The organism is Reichenbachiella agariperforans, assembly GCF_900142205.1.
GTDB classification, from domain to species: Bacteria; Bacteroidota; Bacteroidia; order Cytophagales; family Cyclobacteriaceae; genus Reichenbachiella; species Reichenbachiella agariperforans.
In genome coordinates this window covers 111531-128945 of sequence record NZ_FRAA01000005.1, presented here as the reverse complement: position 1 = coordinate 128945, position 17415 = coordinate 111531, and the positions used below count along the sequence as shown (strand labels likewise).

The window sequence follows — 17415 nt, the reverse complement described above, 5'->3', positions numbered from 1 at the left end:
TATTACAACGACAAAAGCATGTTTAAATATTTGAAAGAAACTGTACTGGGCTGTTTGGCTATCTTGATTTTTGGCTCATGCCAAAACAACCCGAAATACGACGCTTATTTGTTTACTTATTTCGTAGGAAATGGTCCAGGAGAGGAGTCCATTCACTATGCTTTGAGTGAAAACGGCTTTAACTATTATGCCTTGAAGGGCAACCAGCCTATCGTAGACTCCAAGGATATCAGTGTCTCTGGAGGTGTGCGCGATCCACATATTTTGCGAGGGGAAGACGGATTTTTCTATATGGTTGTCACCGATCTATACGTCCCTGAGATGGGTTGGGAAAACACCGCCATGGTGTTGATGAAGTCAGCGGATTTGATCAATTGGACACATACCGTCATAGATATCCCTAAGACCTATCCGGAGAACTTTGGAGCGGTGAACCGTGTGTGGGCACCACAGACGATCTATGACCAAGCCAACGGTAAGTACATGATCTACTGGTCTATGCGTCACAACTATGATGCGGATATCATCTACTATGCCTATGCCAACGAAGATTTTACAGGGTTGGAAGCCGAACCCAAACAACTCCTATTTAAAACAGGGGCGTGCATCGATGGGGACATCATCTATCATCAGGGCAAGTACCACATGTTCTTCAAGAATGAAGAAGAAGGAGCCAAAGGGATACTCAAAGCAGTATCAGACAAAATCAACGAAGGCTATGTCGTCGGGACAGAATACATGGATCAGACAGACTCTCCTGTAGAGGGGTCAGGTGTTTTTCCATTGATTGACACGGACAAGTACATCCTGATGTACGATATGTACACATCGGGCAAGTATCAATTCTGTGAATCGACGGACTTGGAGAACTTTCGGGTGATCGATGAGGATGTATCTATGAATTTTCATCCCCGACATGGTACTGTGATTCCTATCACAGCCGCAGAAAAACGAGCTTTGATCAACAAATGGGGAGGTTTGGACGGAGCGATTCAATCTGCTACTGGCGAAGGGGTCAAAGCCATGAATGTAGTCGTGGATGAGGAGAATGCCACGATTTACTTGCCGATCCAAGACGAAGTGAATGCAGCCTCTTTCGATCCCGCATTTGAGGTGGTGCCATGGGTGAAAATGGAGACTACCGGACCGCAAGATTTTAGCAAGGGGGCAGTGAACTATACATTCTCTCTAGCGGATGGGAAAAGCAAGACTTACGCAGTGAGTCTAAGCGTAGATCACAATCCAGTGCTAGAGGGCTACTATGCAGATCCAGAGATTATATATTCAGAGAAAGAAGGGGCGTATTATCTCTACCCAACTTCCGATGGTTTCAATGGTTGGTCTGGGAGTTACTTTGAGACCTTTTCGTCACCTGACTTGGTACATTGGACGAACGAAGGTGTGATTGTAGACTTGAAAAAAGACGTGTCATGGACGGATCGCAACGCTTGGGCACCTACGGCGATAGAAAAGAAGCAAAAGGATGGCAGTTACAAATATTACTACTATTTCACCGCAGCACAGCGCATCGGCGTGGCGGTTTCGGATTCCCCGTCAGGGCCTTTTGTAGATTCAGGTCAGCCATTGATTGATTTCAAACCAGAGGGTGTGGATGGAGGTCAGGAGATTGATCCCGACGTGTTTGCCGATCCTGTGTCAGGGAAGACCTACCTCTATTGGGGCAATGGATACCTAGCTGTAGTGGAGTTGAACGAGGACATGGTGTCGGTCGATCGATCGACCGTGCAAGTGATGACCCCTGACGAGACCTTCAGAGAGGGAGCAGAGGTGTTTTACAGAGAGGGGAAGTACTATTTTCTTTGGTCTGAGGACGATACGAGGAGTCCAAACTATCGTGTGCGCTATGCGACTGCTGACTCACCATTGGGCCCGCTTAACTTCTCGAAAGACAACCTAGTGATCCAAAAAGACGAGGCAAACGAAATCTATGCGACAGGACACAACTCGGTGATTCATGTACCGGGCAAAGACGAGTGGTACATCGTCTACCACCGATTCAATCGCCCCAATGGAAAGAAAATGGGAGGAGCTGCTGGTTTTCACAGGGAGGTATGTATAGATGCGATGGAGTTTGACTCGGAAGGGAAAATCACTCAAGTGACGCCTACGCTGAAAGGCATCGAGCCTATCAAATAACTAATCATACCCTATGAAAGCAATCACAATTACCACATTTACATCATTCTTTCTTTTGACACTCATGGGATCTATTCTTTCTTGTCAAAAGAAGGGAGATGAAGTTAAGAATGAAAAGCGAATTGCTAATCCCATCTCGGAGATTGCCTGTGCCGACCCTTCTATCGTGCAATACGAAGGGAAGTATTACATCTATGCGACGGTCGATCCCTGGGGAGGCGAGGAGTTGGTCGTCTTGGAGTCCGATGATTTTTTGCACTGGGAGCGCAAGCACATCCAGTGGCCAAACCTGACGGATTGTAGCAGCCCTACTTCGGGTCGTGATCGCGTGTGGGCACCAGGAGTGACTCAGGGCAAAGACGGTCGTTTCTACATGTATGTCACCGTGCACAACGAAATCTGGGTAGGAGAGAGTGATCGACCACTCGGACCATGGCGCAATGCCAAAGAGGATGGTACGCCGTTGATCAAAGGAGATATGTTTCCAGAATATCACATGATCGATGCAGAAGCCTTCGTCGATACAGATGGACAGGCCTATCTCTACTGGGGATCGGGACTCAATTGGGAGAATGGACATTGCTTTGTGGTGCCGCTGGCGGAGGATATGGTGACCTTTGATGCTGCAGAGATTAGAGACGTGACGCCACCTAACTACTTCGAAGCGCCCTACATGCTCAAGAAGGATGGCAAGTACCACCTCATGTACTCTCAGGGCAAATGTGTGGATCGCACCTATATGATCAGAAGCGCAGTAGGTGATACACCCTATGGACCGTGGGTCGAAGAGGAGAGCAGTCCTATTGTATCCACGAGCGTAGACTCTACTACTTTGGGGCCTGGTCATCACACGGTATTCCAACAGGGAGGGCAAGATTACATCCTCTATCACCGCATTCGGGACAATAACGGCACACTACTCAGAGAGCTAGCCATCGACAGCTTGAATTTTGATCCAGTGGGTCAGATGAAAACGGTAAAGGCGAATGCGGGGGTAGTGGCCTTTTAAGGGAGGAAACAAACCTGACAGCTTAGGATAAAGAGAATGAATAGGCCGCAATACAATTGCGGCCTATTTTTTTGTGGTATTTTGAATATTTTCTAATAGGTGATTGCGTTGGCATTGTTATCGAATGGTTCGATAGGATAAGTTTCCGCATCACTTGCGTTGCTGGCTTGAGTAGCTTCGACTGTATCTATAGCTGAATCATATTATGAATGATTTTGCTCTGCATATCCTCTCATGTACTTCTGCCGGTACTCTAATGGACTGATTCCTACGTGTTTCTTAAATACCTCTCTAAAAGCCTTGGCGTCATTGTAGCCTGTGTTGTACATCACCTCGGTGACATTCTTTTTGCCTATTTCTAAGTCTCTTTTGGCCGCCTCGACTCGTATGCGCTGCATATATTCGACGACTGTGTTTGTGGTCGCTTTTTTAAACCTTCGTTCAAAGGTTCTTCGGCTTACAGCGAAACGCTCACAGAGTTCGTCCATTATCACTTTCTCAGCATAATGGGTTTCCAGATATTCTTGTGCTTTCTTTACGACATCATCGTCATGATCCTTTTGTCCTTTGAAGATAATGAAGGGGGATTGGCTGTGTCGGTTGATGTCGATTTCGAATATTTTGGAAGAGAGTACTGCCATGTCTCTACCGACAAATTTCTCGATGAGGTAGAGGTTGAGGTTCAATGAGGAGTAAGCGCCACCACTCGTGTAGACACCCTGTTGGTCGGTGATGATTTTATCATCCACGAGATTGATATCAGGGTACATCTCTCGAAACTCCCGCGTCATCAGCCAGTGCGTCGCACAGTTTTTTCCATCCAAAAGCCCCGTTTGGGCCAGTAAGAAAGCTCCGATGCAGAGACTTGCTACTTCAGATCCTTTTTGATACTGATCGATGATCCAAGGGACGAAAGCCTGGTTGAGCTTCAAAACCGTACGAATATCCCCATGAATGGCGGGGATGATGATGAGGTCAGTATGATCCACTTCGTTGATCGTTAGGTCTGGCTTTATACTGAATATACCGTTGCTGATTTGACTTTCCTTGGTCTGACCGACCAAGTGCACATCAAAGAGAGGGCATTGCCCTGTGCGTTCCAAATGGCCATTGGCCATCGTAAACATCTTGTGGGTAGCTTCTAGGTTGCTGAGGCTAGTGTCCCCTTCGGGTACGAGAATGGAGATGTGTTTCATATGAGCAAGCTACGAATTAACCTTGTCGTGATCAACCCCTTACAATGTCGTATTGACACTGCGTGTTTGAATATGATTTTTATGAGCTTTGATACAATCAAAAACCAATAAAAGATGAAACAAGATTTGTGGCTCAACTTGCCGGTAAAAGACCTAGAGAAAACGAAAGCCTTTTTTAGTGAGTTAGGCTTTGAAGCCTTGCGTGATGCTCCTGACATGATTGGGTTCAGAATCGGAGGTGTGCCTGTCATGATGGTGACTCACGCACAGTTCGAAAAATATGCTATACAAACCATCACAGATACCACTAAGAGTACGGAAGTTCTCATCTCGGTAGGGGCACCAGACAAGGAATATGTAGATGATATGGCTGTGAAAGTAGCAGCGCTAGGCGGTGAAATATTTTCACCGCCGGCTGATATTCAAGGATGGATGTACGGCTGTGCCTTTGCTGATCTAGATGGGCACCGGTGGAATCTTTTATACATGAGCGATCATTGATGAAAACTATTGATACAATGACTAAAATAACTATAACCCCAGACTGTGGAAACGCTCCTAAGAAGGGCTTTCTCAAAGACTTTAACATCGCATTTGCCAAAGGGGATGTGGATTTCATTATCGAGCACGTCAGCGATGATATACGTTGGGAAATCTACGGAGACCAATCCATACAAGGCAAGGAACAGTTCTCCAAAGCAATCAATGCCATGAAAAACTATGTAGCTGATGAAGTGATTATACATACAATCATCACCCATGGCAAAGAAGCTTCACTCCAAGGGGAGATGAAGATGACGGATAAGACCTACGCTTTTTGTGATGTGTATCACTTTGCCAGTGCCGGTAGCTCCATCATCAAAGAAATGCATTCTTACGTGATAGAAACTACCCAATGAAGGTTCTAGGTATTCACCTCTCAATACCCACATCAGTAGAGGAGCTAAGCGCCAACTTGGCGAAATAAATATATTAGTTTAAACTAAATCCAATAACCATGGCAGCAGTAAGCACCTATCTCAATTTTTCTCGAAACACAGAGGAAGCATTCAATTTTTATAAGTCCATTTTTGGAGGGGAATTCTTCGGAGATGGTCCTATGCGGTTTGGAGATATTCCTCCACAAGAAGGGATGCCTCCTATGGCCGAAGAGGACAAGAATCTAATCATGCATATCGAACTGAAAATATTGGGCTGTCACAACCTCATGGGGACAGACGCTCCTGAGTCGATGGGGTTCCAATTGAATTTTGGAAACAATGCCTATATCAATCTCCAGCCGGATACCCGTGTAGAAACCAAACGTTTGTTTGAGGGGTTGTCCAAAGGCGGACAGGTGACCCAAGAGCTTCAGGAGATGTTTTGGGGGGACTATTATGGGAGCTGCATTGATCAGTTTAGAGTGCAGTGGATGTTCAACTGTGGAGAGAAATAATGAACCAGAGCGATACCTTGATTCCTCAGGCTGACCCACTTTTGTCTACGGTAGAAGTATTTAAAACCAACGTCACCGATGAAGGGCAGGCCAGTAGCATTTTGGGATATTTATCAGCCAAGTGGCCTGACCTGAGTATTAATTTCGACTTGGGCGATTGTGACCGCATCTTGAGAGTGGAGAGTCCAGAGGGTGAGGTAGATATCCGAGAAATCATCAAAGTTGTGGAGGGGTTCAATCATATGATCGAAAGACTGTACTAAGATTAGCCAACAGGTAACTTGGAGTAACCTGTTGGCTGGTGTGGGTATCTTATCAGTCCTTGACGATGTGTCGCTATGCGAGACTGGATCTGGTAGGAGCGAGGTACACCACGTTTGTCCTGAAAGATCGCAAAGGAATTTTTCACCTCTTCTATCTGATCTGCTTCTTGATTCATTCATCCCAAAAAGGGATAAAATAGATGTATAATTTTACCCCCTGTGAAGATCGCTTCACAGGGGGTATTCTGTAATAGAAGCTTTATCTTGAGTGTGGATTAAATAAAAAACGGCTATTTGATGATCTTGAGAGATCATCAAATAGCCGTTTTAGCGAAATTTTGGTGTAGAGATTAAGAATCTCCTTCTTCTGATATAGGAGCTGGTGGGAGGACGTTGGTAACGATCTTTACACGCTCAGGATTGTTACTGGCGTTGCTTGTAATGGTAATCACTTTGTTTTGGTGACCGATTTTACCACGGCTGTTGAACGTTACATCTATTTTGCTAGATTCTCCTGGAGCGATGGCTTCTCTTGGCCAGCTAGAGGCAGTACATCCGCAGGTCGTTTGGACGTTCGATAGGAGTAGGGGTTGATTGCCATCATTAGTGAACTCAAACGTGTAGTTCACTTTGTCCCCTTGTGTGATGTCCCCAAAATCATATGATGAGGTGATGAAACTGATGTGTGGTCCTGCAGGGATTACTTCTGCACCTTCCTGAGCCCATGTAGTCATAGTACTGAGCACCAACGCGAGTATGAATATGCTTCTTTTCATTTTATTAGATTTTTTGTTCGAATACAAACGAGAAATAAACTCGTCCGTTGTCTGTCAATATTTCAATTGTATCTACGAAAGAAGCAATTTCTGTCCAATTATCCTTTTGATTGGTCAATAAATCTCTTTATTAGAGATGTGAAAAAATGTTAACCCTCCTTAACAAATGCGTCGTTCGACGTTAAAAGAACTTCTTGTCAAAGTTGACCAAGAACAATTCTGTCTTAGCACGAGTCATGGCGGTGTAGGCCCATCGAATAAAATCCGTTGCATCGTATTCCTCACCGAGATAACCCTGATCCACGAATACCGCATCCCACTGCCCACCTTGTGACTTGTGACAAGTGAGCGCATAAGCATATTTGACTTGTAGTGCATTGAGATAAGGATCTTGCTTCATGGCTTCTTTTTGCTTCGCTCTAGGGAGATCTGCATAATCTGCGAGGACACTTCGGTAGAGAGCCTGGTTGTCTTCCCGAGACATAGAAGGGCTGTAGCTATGTAGGCCTTCTAGCAGTACCTTAACTTCAAAGGGTTTGACATCTGGGTAGTCTACAAGCTGTATCTCTAGGTCTGCGAAGCGTAGGCCATGTAGCTCTTCATCACGCTTAATTTTGAGAACCTCCATGAAGTCACCATTGGCCAGAAAACCTGAGGGCACTTCGTCCGTCGCAAAGCTGTAATTATTTCGCGCGATCATGAGTAGGTCGCCTGCTTCGAGTTCTCCCTCTCTGTAGAGGAGTTGGTTTCGGATGTAATGGTTGTACATCACAGCGTTCTTGTTGGATCGACAAATGACGAGTGTGTTTTCTATTCCGTATTTGTCATGAGCGTAGCGCAGACCATCTTCTAGTTTTTCGGAAGTCATGCGGTAGATATCCGTATGGGACTTGGTTTGTAAAGAGAGTGTTTGACTCTTAGTTCCGAGAGCATTTCTTAGAGAAGTGGCATTGACTAATATGCCGCTATCTGCGGCTTGGCGAGTGATCTCAGTCAAGGTGCTACCATATACGTTTAGATTAAAAACCTCACTAAGATAGCTCGTGTCCAGTGCGAGACTCTTGGACTGATGCACAGGCGGGAGCTGTGCTGTATCACCAATCAAGATGAGTTTGTTGTTTTGTGTCTCAAAAACATAATCTATCAAATCGCTCAACAGACTACCCGATTGATAGTCTGATTCGGCACTGATCATAGATGCTTCGTCTACAATGAACACCGTATTGCTTTGGTAGTTTTTGGTCTTGCTAAAGACAGGCCCTAAATCCTCCTTGTCTGTTTTGGTTTTATAGATACGCTTGTGGATGGTAAAGGCCGTTCGTTTGGAATACTGGCTGATCACCTTAGCTGCTCGACCTGTTGGTGCTAGAAGAACAAATTTGTAATTGAACAGCGGTAGGGTTTTGACTAATGCACCGACGGTGGTTGTTTTTCCAGTTCCTGCATAGCCTTGGAGTACAAAAGTAGGTTTTTCCTCACGAGAGGCAATGAATTGATCGAACTGCAAGAACATAGCGGCTTGACTGGCGGTAGGTTCGTGCTCAAATTTGTTCTTTAATATTTCGGAGGGTAAGGGCAATTCGATAGGTTTATGTTTTGTAAACACAATGATAAGTATCGTCTACTATGTGCAGTGAGGAAATTAAAAGTATTTTTGGAAACAAAGTGCGCGTACGTGTCATGGGGTTGTACAGGGAGGGGGATAGTATCTTACTTCTAAATCATAGTGGTCTTAACTCAGCGAATGAACTATGGTTGCCACCAGGTGGCGGGGTTGATTTTGGGGTGGGATTAGAGGATGTATTGGTTCAGGAGTTTCGCGAGGAGTTGGGAGTTGATATAGTGCCAGGAGCATTTTTGTTTATGAATGAGTTTAGGCATGATACCTTGCACGCTATCGAGTTGTTCTTCGAAATAGATCAGCTCATAGGAGAGCCTATAATTGGTCGTGATCCTGAAATGGCAGAGAAGCAAATCTTACAAAACTATCGTTTTTGGTCTGTTTCAGAGATACAAAATCATAATTTGGATTGCTTTCATCCTGTGTTTCAGAAGCTTCGAAACATGGACGAATTATTTGCTATTCGAGGATTTTTTAAATTTGAAAAGAATATCTAAAATAGCATTTGGTTAAAACCAGAATTACTATAAAAATATTTATACTTGCAAAAAATTGAACTACGAATGGAGAAAACTAAAATCATATCAGTCGTCTTTCTTGTCATCGCATTGGGTATCGCATATTACCTAGGAAGCAGCATATATACTTCTATCACTGAGACGGAGAGAATAGAAAATATGGAGAATAGAGTGATCAATAAATTGTCTATGATTAGAGAGGCACAGATCGCTTATCAAACTGTCAATGGTAATTACACGAGTGATTGGGGTAAGTTGAAAAGCTTTGTCGATTCAGGTGAGTTCTATTTGATCAGTAAAATCGAGCATATAATTACCCTAGACTATGGTGCGGATAGTGTTTACGTAGAATTAGATACTTTAGGAACTGTCTCGGTTAAAGATTCTCTTTTCTCTGCTAAAAAGTACCCGAAATTTAATCTTGAAACCTTATCTAAGATACCAGGTACTAAAGATGCCGAGTTTGGTATGTGGGCAGACGAAATCGAAAAAGGTGGTGTAAAAGTAGATGTAGTTGAAGTATGGGATACTGCACCGACTAACCCAGCAAGAAACGAAAAGAATGAGGCTAGAACAAGAAAGCCATTGAGATTCGGATCAAGAACTAATATAACAACCGCAGGTAACTGGGAGTAATCAACTTTGGAGACAGCAAAATCCACGTCATACAAACTAATATCAAGAGTCAAAGACAATAGGTTCGATGTAGACAAACTACACGACTATTGTCTTTTACTGCAAATAGGTATTAGAGATATTCAGATATGTGTCACAGACACTAAGGATAACTCTTGCCTGTTGGTAGAGGACTTTTCGTTGTTGGATATCAAAACCGTCAATGCACGACTCAAAGTGCTGGCGAGCTTGTTTGAGAATCATCACCTGCTCAAAGCAGGTTTTTGGGATTCGATAAAGCTATCTCTCAAAAGTCATAAATTTTCGTTGGTACCAACTTCTCATTTTATTCCTGAGTCTATCAGTGAATACCTGAAGCTGAACTGTGTGGTCAATCCTAATGTAGAAGGGCAATATTACTACCAACACAAATCGTCCAATGTTGTCAACGCATTTGCGTCAGACAAGCGTTTGGTCAACTGGATACAATCCCTATACCCAGCTAAAGAAATCACTATACTACATCAAGGTAGTGCGCTGATAGAAGCAGTATTGGGACAGAGAGCGCAAGAGGGTAAGGGTGTCTATTGCATTCTTGATAGAAACGTACTACATGTATTTGTTTCTCAAGATAATCAACTACACTACTACAACCAGTTCTCTATCAAGTCGAGCCAAGAACTATTAAAGTATGTCATGCTGGTGTTCAAAGAGTTTAATCTCGATCAACGTACACAGCCTGTAGTTTTCTGGGGCACGCTTTCTGAGAAGGGAGAATCGCTCGTGCTGTTGCGCAAGTATATTCGCAACGTTTCCTTAGGCAAGAAACCATCTTTCCTAAAGTTCAATTACATGTTTGATGAGATTCCAGATCATCATCATATCGATCTGTTCAGTATGCATCTTTGCGACTAAAGTCTCAGAGCATGGCTGACAAGAAAATCGCTTTATTTCCAGGTTCATTTGACCCCTTTACAAGAGGACATGAGGATATTATTCGTCGGGCGATGGGGCTCTTTGATGAGGTAATCGTTGCTATCGGGCATAATTCTAAAAAGCAACGTTACTTTGAAATCGATTTCATGATCGAGCGAATTGAGTCTGTTTTTGCAGATACAGACAAAGTTAAAGTCATAACTTATAATGAACTCACAGCTTCCCTAGCCAAAAAACATGGTGCACGGTATCTGCTTAGGGGATTACGCAATACGACGGATTTCGAATATGAGAATAGTATCTCGCAGGTTAATCGTTACCTAAACGCATCTCTGGAGACTGTCTTTTTGATCACCTCGCCAGAGTACGCTCATATTAGCTCTACCATCATTCGCGAAGTACATAAGTACGAGGGGGATATTAGTCCTTTTGTTCCTTATGATTTGTGATTTTTGAGGTTACACTTCGACATTCTTAGAGATAATCTCACGATATTTTTTGACGACTTGCTCGATCGTGCGGTAGGAGTGATACATGGCTATATCTACCTCTGAATTAGTCATAAATAGTGCTTTGTCAATATTCTCTTCTTTCTGTGGCTTGATATTGCTGTCATCTAGACATTCCATGCGATACCAATGGGTTTTTTTGATCACATATTTGTGATTCATGAGGTAGGTGTGCCATGTAGCACAGATTTTTTCTATGATTTTAACTTTTGCGCCCGTTTCTTCCTCTACTTCACGTTCTGCTCCGTCTTTCTTTGTCTCTTTTTTTTCTAGTTTCCCTTTTGGGATGTCCCAAAGGTTGTTTCTATGGATGAGGAGTATTTTGTCGTCTTTTTCAACAATCCCTCCAGCTGCTTCTACAAGGTTAAAGTGAGAGATGAGATACTCTTGGGCTTTGAGTTTATTCTTGACTACTATTTCTACACTCTTTAGCTTGTGATGCTTTTTGTTCGTCATGATTTTGAGCAACTTATCGATCGCACTGTCACTCTTGTTTTGGATCAGAACATGACCTTTGAGTTTTGCCAGCGGGATGATATTTTCGGTATCTATCAGTTTCAGATCATATTCCTTGATGTCCTTTCTCCTCGCGTCACGAATGCGCACTGGAATATCATTGATGTAGATTTTCATAGAAAATAATAAAAAGTACTAGTTGCACAATAATAGAAAAGTCTAGAGAATATAATTATCAAAATGGATTATAAAATTGCTAATTTCGCATCATGAGTAATCAAGGAAATAACGTCGCGCTTCGATCGAGAATCGCATCAGAGTTGCTACGCATTAAAGCCATCAAACTAAGTCCGAACGAGCCTTTCAAATGGAGTTCGGGATGGAACTCACCCATCTACTGTGACAACCGTATGACACTGTCTTATCCAGATCTGCGTACGATGATCAAAAATGCTTTCGTACAGGATATCAAATTGAGATACCCAGAAGCGGAAGTTATCGCTGGTGTGGCTACTGCGGGGATACCTCAGGGTGCTATCATCGCAGAGGCGATGAATCTACCATTCATCTATGTGCGCGACAAAGCCAAGTCCCATGGGATGACCAATAGAATCGAAGGGCGGATTCAGGAAGGTAAAAATGTAGTAGTGATAGAGGATTTGATCTCTACAGGTGGTAGTTCTATCCGAGCGATAGAGGCGCTCAGAGAGGCGAATATGAAGGTGCTTGGACTAGGAGCGATATTTACCTATGGATTCCCTGATGCAGATAAGAACTTGAGTGAAGCGGAGGTGGATTATTTTACGCTATCAGGCTATGATGTACTACTTGATATTGCAAAACAAGAAAATTACATAGAAGAAGAAGCCAAAGCATCTTTGGAGGCATGGAGGAAAGATCCTGCTAACTGGAATGCTTAAGGGTTGATTTTTTGAAGGAATAGGAAGGTCTCGATTTGGTCGAGACCTTTTTTGTTTGGTCACTTTTTAAAACTTCTCAATCACACCTAGTCCGAACAGTGCAAAGTCATATTTGACAGGGTCTTTCAAATCCATGAGTCGAAGTTGCTGAGTCAGTTGTTCGGCGGCTTGCCAGTCGCTTTGTGTGCGAGAGAGTAGGTTGAGTTTGAGAGCCGTTCGCTGTACATGCACATCTAGTGGGCAGATGAGTTGTGAGGGTTGTAGCGTGTTCCAAATCCCGAAATCTACGCCGAGGTTATCTTGCCTCACCATCCACCTTAGAAACATGTTGATGCGTTTGCAGGCTGATTTTCGCTGAGGGGTAGACACATGCTTTTTGGTACGGTCTGGCGCAAAATCTAGACTGAAGAAGTAGTCGTGATAGTGCGTCAAAGCATCTTTGGTCGTATTGCCTGTTGGTGAGATGAAGGCCGTTTCGAGCGATTCATGTCGCTGGTAGTGATGCTTCAGAAAAGCGATGAAATATAAAGTATCAGTTGCGTTGAAGGTTCGGTGCTTGAAGTTCAGAAGAGGCTTTAGATCATCTTCTGAGTGGTTCAGTACAAAATCATGAGGTGTATTGTCCATCATGGCCAATAGTTCTCGGCATTTGTTGATAATGGTTTTTCGCAATCCCCAAGCTAGAGTCGCGGCAAATAGTCCTGCGATTTCTATATCCTGCTGCTTTTGAAAAGCATGAGGGATACAAATTGGATCTTCGGCGATGAAGTCAGGGCGGTTGTAGAGCGTCACTTTTTCATCCAAAAAATCAATCAAACGTTGATCTATCATTGTCCTGCTATTGCTCTACGTACTTCGACTTGACGGGAACTTTGATGTCTATACCTCCTAATCCCTCGAAAGCCGCATGAGAGATACGAATCATTACATTTTTGTTGAGTCCAGTCTCTGGAAGGATACCGACGACTCGTACTACTACTGTGTTGCCATTCATTTGGTTGGTTACACGTATTTTGGTACCTGGGGCAGCATCTCTATGTAGTGCGAGATATTTAGTGGTATGGTCGGTGTCTTGTATTTCCATCGCGAACCCTTCTTGTTGGATTTCGACTTTCCCATCGCTGTTTACACTTGCTTTTGTTTTGATGGGGGCGTTGTCTGTCTTGACGAAGATCGTATCGAGTGGTTGTTTTTTCTTTTTAGGTTTCAGTTTGGTTTCTTCTTCTTTGACTTCTTCTTGGGTCATGGAAGGGGCTCTTTCCGATATGATTAGTTTTTGACCAATGTCGAGATTATAAGATTCTAGGTGATTCCAAGCCACCAAGGTGTCTAGGTCTACGTCGTATGTCTTGGATATTCTGAACAATGTCTCTGATGGCTGGACGAAGTGGTAGAGGGAGCTGTCTATGGGCTCAGCTGACTCGTGAGGTGATGTTGGAGTCGTGAGGTTGGGGCGGGGTTGCATACCTAAATCTAGCGTATCTCCAATACTGAGACTGTTGGACATGAGCTGGTTGTAGCTACGCAGTGAATCTACACTGATGTCATAGGTTCGGGATATCCCAAACAAGGTTTCGGAAGGCTGTACTACATGGTAGCGCGATCCAGTGAGAGGTGTAGACGATTGTTTTTGTGTAGCTGGACTGGGTGCAGTTTTTTGTTCTTGACCTAAAACGAGGGTGTCTCCGACGCTAAGACTATTGGTGTAGAGATGGTTGTAGGCTTTGAGTGAGTCTACTGATATGTTATATAACCTAGAGATAGCAAAGAGAGTTTCTCCTTGTGCTACGATATGTGTTTGGGATTGGTCTGAGTTGAATTGATGAGTTTTAGGAAAGGATTGATCTATCTTTTGCGTCGTTTTGTTGTAAGGGATTTTTAGCTCAGTATACATTTTTAATCCATCACTGAGGGAGGGGTTATACTCTTTTATCTCGTCAACAGTGACATTGTAGTGTCGTGAGATGGCATAGAGAGTCTCTTGTGGTTCTGCTCGGTGTATGATGAAACGCTTTCCATTGATCTTTTCCATACGCAGACTGTCCAGCGTATGCCCATGTGTCTGATAGAGAGCGGGAATTGTCAAGATGAAAATGAATAGTGACTTATAGATGAATGACATTCAATGTGGATTTACCTGTGACAAAAATGAGTTGATTATTACAAACGAAGAAGGTGTCTTTACCGATTCCTTTGAGACCATCAGCTAACAAAAACTTCTCCAAATGTTGTCCCTGTTCATCAAAGATGGATAAGTAGTTGGATACTTTTTTGTTTTCGATGACATAATAAGAAACAATAAGTCTTTTTTGTTCTTTCAAGAATTCACAGGACTTGACAGGCATCAAATCTTGCTGGTTTAATAATTTTTCAAACCAGGTGAAATAACTGGATTGATCGGAGTAGGCTGTTGGGTAGCGAGTTTCAGTTGTTTTATTCTTGTCATCGACTTGTGACAAAACCTCACCAGTCAATACATCCATCAGCACGGTCTTGCCCTGAAAGTGTGGGTGAGGGGTTTTGATCCAGCCTGCTCCATGATCCAATATTTGAGAGTCAATCTGTGCAAAGGTTGGGTTTGGGTCTCCCCATCTAAAACTGAAAATCTCTACTGAGTTGGGGTTGTTCTGATCCGAAAATCGCTGGGTTAGAACATATTCATTTGAGAATGATTTTAGCACTACATTTTGATAATCATTACCTAGAGACAACTCTTTTGTGATTTCCTGTGTCGTTAGATTGACCAGATAGAAGGCAGGAATGTCATCGTCAAGATACTCTAAAGTCAAGTACTGGCCGCTGGGGTCAGGGAGCATGTAGAGAATGGGGCCAGCGGTGGTGAGTTCTAGGTGGCTGAGTGGTGATTCGGTAGACAAATTATGTACGGTTGCTAGAGGTTTAAAACACAAATTAGGATAGAAATCCATATAATTGCCAGTAACTAAGATTCTAATTTACAATTCTGTCTGAATGAAATCTAAACTATATTTTTTCCTCTGTTTCGTTGGTCTTCTGTGTATGTCTCTCATGGGGTGGACACAAACCGACAGCACCTTAGTGTTCTTGATGAAACTGGACGCGGAGATAGATCCCCGAACCAATCGCTATACTGAACAAGCACTAGACAAAGCGCTCGAAGTGGGTGCTGACATAGTTGTCATAGAAATGGATACTTATGGCGGAGCACTCAATGATGCAGATGATATTCGTACACGTGTTTTGGAGTTCGAAAAACCCGTGTATGTCTATATCAACAAGGATGCCGCCTCGGCGGGTGCGCTGATTTCGATAGCATGTGATAGCATATTCATGGCAAAGGGTGCTTCGATAGGAGCAGCCACTGTGGTGACGCAGGATGGTTCTGCTGCGCCAGACAAATATCAGTCGTATATGCGCTCTATCATGCGTTCTACTGCAGAGGCTACAGGTCGAAACCCACAGATTGCTGAGGCGATGGTCGATGAGACGATAGAGGTGGATGGAATATCCGCTACTGGCAAGGTGATTACTTTTTCGACCTCAGAGGCAATTAAACACGGTTTTTGTGAGGCACAGGTAGATGATCTGGGCCAAATCATGGAAAGATCAGGCGTAGCAGACTATGAGCTATATGAGTTTGAATTGGGATTATCGGAGAAAATTATAGCAGTGTTTATCAATCCTTTCGTGAGTGGCATTCTTATACTGATCATACTGGGCGGAATCTATTTTGAGCTACAGTCTCCGGGAGTAGGTTTTCCGATTTTGGCTGCATTAGTGGCGCTGGTACTCTACTTCATTCCATACTATATGAACGGTCTCGCGGAGTACTGGGAGTTGGCGTTGTTCTTTATAGGAATCGTATTGATCGGTCTGGAGATATTTGTGATCCCTGGTTTTGGGGTTGCGGGGATTGCGGGAATTTTCTTGTCTACGGGTGCGTTGATACTGGTGATGATTAACAATGACCTGTTTGATTTCTCTTTCGTGCCAGCGGATACTATCGCTACTGCTGCTTTGACGACATTTTTGGGACTGATCGGCGCATTTATCTTGATGTTTGTGGGGGGTGTTCGGTTGATAGATTCTCAGATGTTTAAGCGCGTATCATTGCCCATGGTCATGGATGCCAAACAAGGCTATTCGTCTAACTTCAAAAAGGAATCTTTCCTCGGTAAAGAAGGTGTGGCTTATACTGTCCTGCGTCCGAGTGGTAAAGTGATGATCGATGAAGAAATCCATGACGCATACAGTAGAGGAGAGTACATAGATAAGGATAGTGCCATCGTCGTGATTGGCCAGGAAGGGAATTCCTTGAAAGTGAAAATGAAAGCATAATGAAGAGAGTTTTAGTCGTTGTTTTGTTGATTGCCTCATTGCAGATACGAGCGCAAGAGGCTGAAATTAATCAGCTGATGGATGATTGGCATCAGGCAGCCGCTAATGCTGATTATGAAAGCTACTTTGATGTGATCGCTGAGGATGGTTATTATCTGGGGACGGATGAGTCAGAAGTCTGGACAAAAGGGGAGTTTCAGACTTTCTGCGAACCTTATTTTGCGCAAAAAAATACTTGGGATTTTCACCCGAAGAGAAGGAAAGTTTTTCTGAGTCAGGATCAAAAAATGGCTTGGTTCGAGGAAGTCCTCGAGACATGGATGGGGCCGTGTCGAGGCTCTGGAGTTCTGATGCATGACGGAGCACAATGGCAGATCAATCAATATAATCTGGCCGTACTCGTGTCGAATGAGAATATTAAATCCTATTTGGAAATTTTAGCAAGAGAGAAGAGATGAATAAGATCAAAGTGTTGACGGTAGTGTATTGGATCATGTTTGCAGTAGCGATATGGGCTTTTTATGTGAGTTTACGATCCAAAACCCAGCAACTGGAATATTCCCTAATCGCACTAGGGGTATGGGCAGCTGCTTACGGGGTGCATTATTACCTCAAACGACTAAAAAATCACTAGTACTAGTGTGGGTAATTATGTATTGATAATGCTTAACTTTAATAAAAAATGAA

22 protein-coding genes are annotated in these 17415 nt (G+C 43.4%); 14 read left to right on the top strand and 8 right to left on the bottom strand.

The features are described from left to right. Positions 1–18: 18 nt before the first annotated feature. Together BUB99_RS13765 and BUB99_RS13760 are read left to right on the top strand one after the other, a co-directional pair. Complete coding sequence (locus BUB99_RS13765; protein WP_073123220.1) at positions 19–2157, top strand: family 43 glycosylhydrolase; 2139 nt, start codon at positions 19–21, stop codon at positions 2155–2157. A 13-nt stretch (positions 2158–2170) separates the two neighbouring features. Further along, the gene (locus BUB99_RS13760; RefSeq protein WP_073123218.1) at positions 2171–3166 is read left to right on the top strand and encodes a family 43 glycosylhydrolase; all 996 of its coding nucleotides are present in this window, start codon (positions 2171–2173) and stop codon (positions 3164–3166) included. Positions 3167–3369: 203 nt separating this feature from the next. Here the strand turns inward: BUB99_RS13760 and BUB99_RS13755 are convergent, their stop codons facing one another. Continuing rightward, entirely contained in the window at positions 3370–4362 is a 993-nt protein-coding gene (locus BUB99_RS13755; protein WP_073123216.1) for a GlxA family transcriptional regulator, read from the bottom strand. Positions 4363–4476: 114 nt separating this feature from the next. On the opposite strand from BUB99_RS13755, the gene BUB99_RS13750 reads away from it, so the two are divergent. The 4 genes from BUB99_RS13750 to BUB99_RS13735 all read left to right on the top strand — a co-directional run bounded on the left by BUB99_RS13750 (position 4477) and on the right by BUB99_RS13735 (position 6060). Next, positions 4477–4863 (top strand): VOC family protein, encoded by a 387-nt coding sequence (locus BUB99_RS13750; protein WP_073123214.1) that lies wholly within the window; start codon positions 4477–4479, stop codon positions 4861–4863. Positions 4864–4880: 17 nt separating this feature from the next. Next, the gene (locus BUB99_RS13745; RefSeq protein WP_073123567.1) at positions 4881–5261 is read left to right on the top strand and encodes a nuclear transport factor 2 family protein; all 381 of its coding nucleotides are present in this window, start codon (positions 4881–4883) and stop codon (positions 5259–5261) included. A 98-nt stretch (positions 5262–5359) separates the two neighbouring features. Continuing rightward, positions 5360–5797 (top strand): VOC family protein, encoded by a 438-nt coding sequence (locus BUB99_RS13740; RefSeq protein ID WP_073123211.1) that lies wholly within the window; start codon positions 5360–5362, stop codon positions 5795–5797. After that, positions 5797–6060 (top strand): hypothetical protein, encoded by a 264-nt coding sequence (locus BUB99_RS13735; protein WP_073123209.1) that lies wholly within the window; start codon positions 5797–5799, stop codon positions 6058–6060. The genes BUB99_RS13740 and BUB99_RS13735 overlap by 1 nt, the downstream gene beginning before the upstream one ends. 2 nt (positions 6061–6062) lie before the next feature. Here BUB99_RS13735 and BUB99_RS20425 read toward each other — a convergent pair whose 3' ends face one another. From BUB99_RS20425 to BUB99_RS13725, 3 genes are all read right to left on the bottom strand, one after another. Continuing rightward, a complete protein-coding gene (locus BUB99_RS20425) occupies positions 6063–6236 on the bottom strand; it encodes a hypothetical protein (protein WP_170863808.1) in 174 nt (57 codons plus the stop codon). 174 nt (positions 6237–6410) lie between these two features. After that, on the bottom strand, positions 6411–6836 hold the full coding sequence (locus tag BUB99_RS13730; protein WP_073123207.1) for a DUF1573 domain-containing protein: 426 nt from the start codon (positions 6834–6836) through the stop codon (positions 6411–6413). A gap of 181 nt (positions 6837–7017) precedes the next feature. Further along, on the bottom strand, positions 7018–8415 hold the full coding sequence (locus BUB99_RS13725) for an ATP-dependent DNA helicase (protein ID WP_073123205.1): 1398 nt from the start codon (positions 8413–8415) through the stop codon (positions 7018–7020). A 47-nt stretch (positions 8416–8462) separates the two neighbouring features. Between BUB99_RS13725 and BUB99_RS13720 the strand changes: the two genes are divergently transcribed. The 4 genes from BUB99_RS13720 (at position 8463) to coaD (ending at position 10975) form a co-directional block, all read left to right on the top strand. Then, the gene (locus BUB99_RS13720) at positions 8463–8954 is read left to right on the top strand and encodes an NUDIX domain-containing protein (RefSeq protein ID WP_073123203.1); all 492 of its coding nucleotides are present in this window, start codon (positions 8463–8465) and stop codon (positions 8952–8954) included. A gap of 66 nt (positions 8955–9020) precedes the next feature. Further along, complete coding sequence (locus BUB99_RS13715; RefSeq protein ID WP_073123200.1) at positions 9021–9611, top strand: hypothetical protein; 591 nt, start codon at positions 9021–9023, stop codon at positions 9609–9611. Between the two features lie 6 nt (positions 9612–9617). Further along, positions 9618–10505 (top strand): DUF3822 family protein, encoded by an 888-nt coding sequence (locus tag BUB99_RS13710; RefSeq protein ID WP_073123198.1) that lies wholly within the window; start codon positions 9618–9620, stop codon positions 10503–10505. 11 nt (positions 10506–10516) lie between these two features. Beyond that, on the top strand, positions 10517–10975 hold the full coding sequence (gene coaD, locus BUB99_RS13705) for a pantetheine-phosphate adenylyltransferase (RefSeq protein WP_073123196.1): 459 nt from the start codon (positions 10517–10519) through the stop codon (positions 10973–10975). Between the two features lie 9 nt (positions 10976–10984). Here coaD and BUB99_RS13700 read toward each other — a convergent pair whose 3' ends face one another. After that, positions 10985–11668, bottom strand: coding sequence for an NUDIX hydrolase (locus BUB99_RS13700; protein ID WP_073123194.1), 684 nt, complete (start codon positions 11666–11668; stop codon positions 10985–10987). Between the two features lie 92 nt (positions 11669–11760). Between BUB99_RS13700 and pyrE the strand changes: the two genes are divergently transcribed. Next, positions 11761–12411: an orotate phosphoribosyltransferase gene (gene pyrE, locus BUB99_RS13695; protein WP_073123192.1), complete on the top strand. Its 651-nt coding sequence runs from the start codon at positions 11761–11763 to the stop codon at positions 12409–12411. 66 nt (positions 12412–12477) lie between these two features. On the opposite strand, the gene BUB99_RS13690 is transcribed toward pyrE, so the two are convergent. Genes BUB99_RS13690 through BUB99_RS13680 form a run of 3 tightly spaced genes read right to left on the bottom strand, consistent with a single transcriptional unit; the run spans position 12478 to position 15287 of the window. Further along, complete coding sequence (locus BUB99_RS13690) at positions 12478–13242, bottom strand: TIGR02757 family protein (protein ID WP_073123190.1); 765 nt, start codon at positions 13240–13242, stop codon at positions 12478–12480. A 7-nt stretch (positions 13243–13249) separates the two neighbouring features. Further along, complete coding sequence (locus tag BUB99_RS13685) at positions 13250–14533, bottom strand: LysM peptidoglycan-binding domain-containing protein (RefSeq protein ID WP_073123188.1); 1284 nt, start codon at positions 14531–14533, stop codon at positions 13250–13252. Then, on the bottom strand, positions 14517–15287 hold the full coding sequence (locus tag BUB99_RS13680) for a hypothetical protein (protein ID WP_139281018.1): 771 nt from the start codon (positions 15285–15287) through the stop codon (positions 14517–14519). Before BUB99_RS13680 ends, BUB99_RS13685 begins: the two co-directional genes overlap by 17 nt. Before the next feature lie 94 nt (positions 15288–15381). Between BUB99_RS13680 and BUB99_RS13675 the strand changes: the two genes are divergently transcribed. The 3 genes from BUB99_RS13675 to BUB99_RS13665 are packed head-to-tail and all read left to right on the top strand — an operon-like array spanning position 15382 to position 17362. Continuing rightward, entirely contained in the window at positions 15382–16728 is a 1347-nt protein-coding gene (locus BUB99_RS13675) for an NfeD family protein (protein WP_073123184.1), read from the top strand. Continuing rightward, complete coding sequence (locus BUB99_RS13670) at positions 16728–17186, top strand: nuclear transport factor 2 family protein (protein ID WP_073123182.1); 459 nt, start codon at positions 16728–16730, stop codon at positions 17184–17186. Before BUB99_RS13675 ends, BUB99_RS13670 begins: the two co-directional genes overlap by 1 nt. Further along, positions 17183–17362: a hypothetical protein gene (locus BUB99_RS13665; RefSeq protein WP_073123180.1), complete on the top strand. Its 180-nt coding sequence runs from the start codon at positions 17183–17185 to the stop codon at positions 17360–17362. Before BUB99_RS13670 ends, BUB99_RS13665 begins: the two co-directional genes overlap by 4 nt. Positions 17363–17415 lie beyond the last annotated feature (53 nt).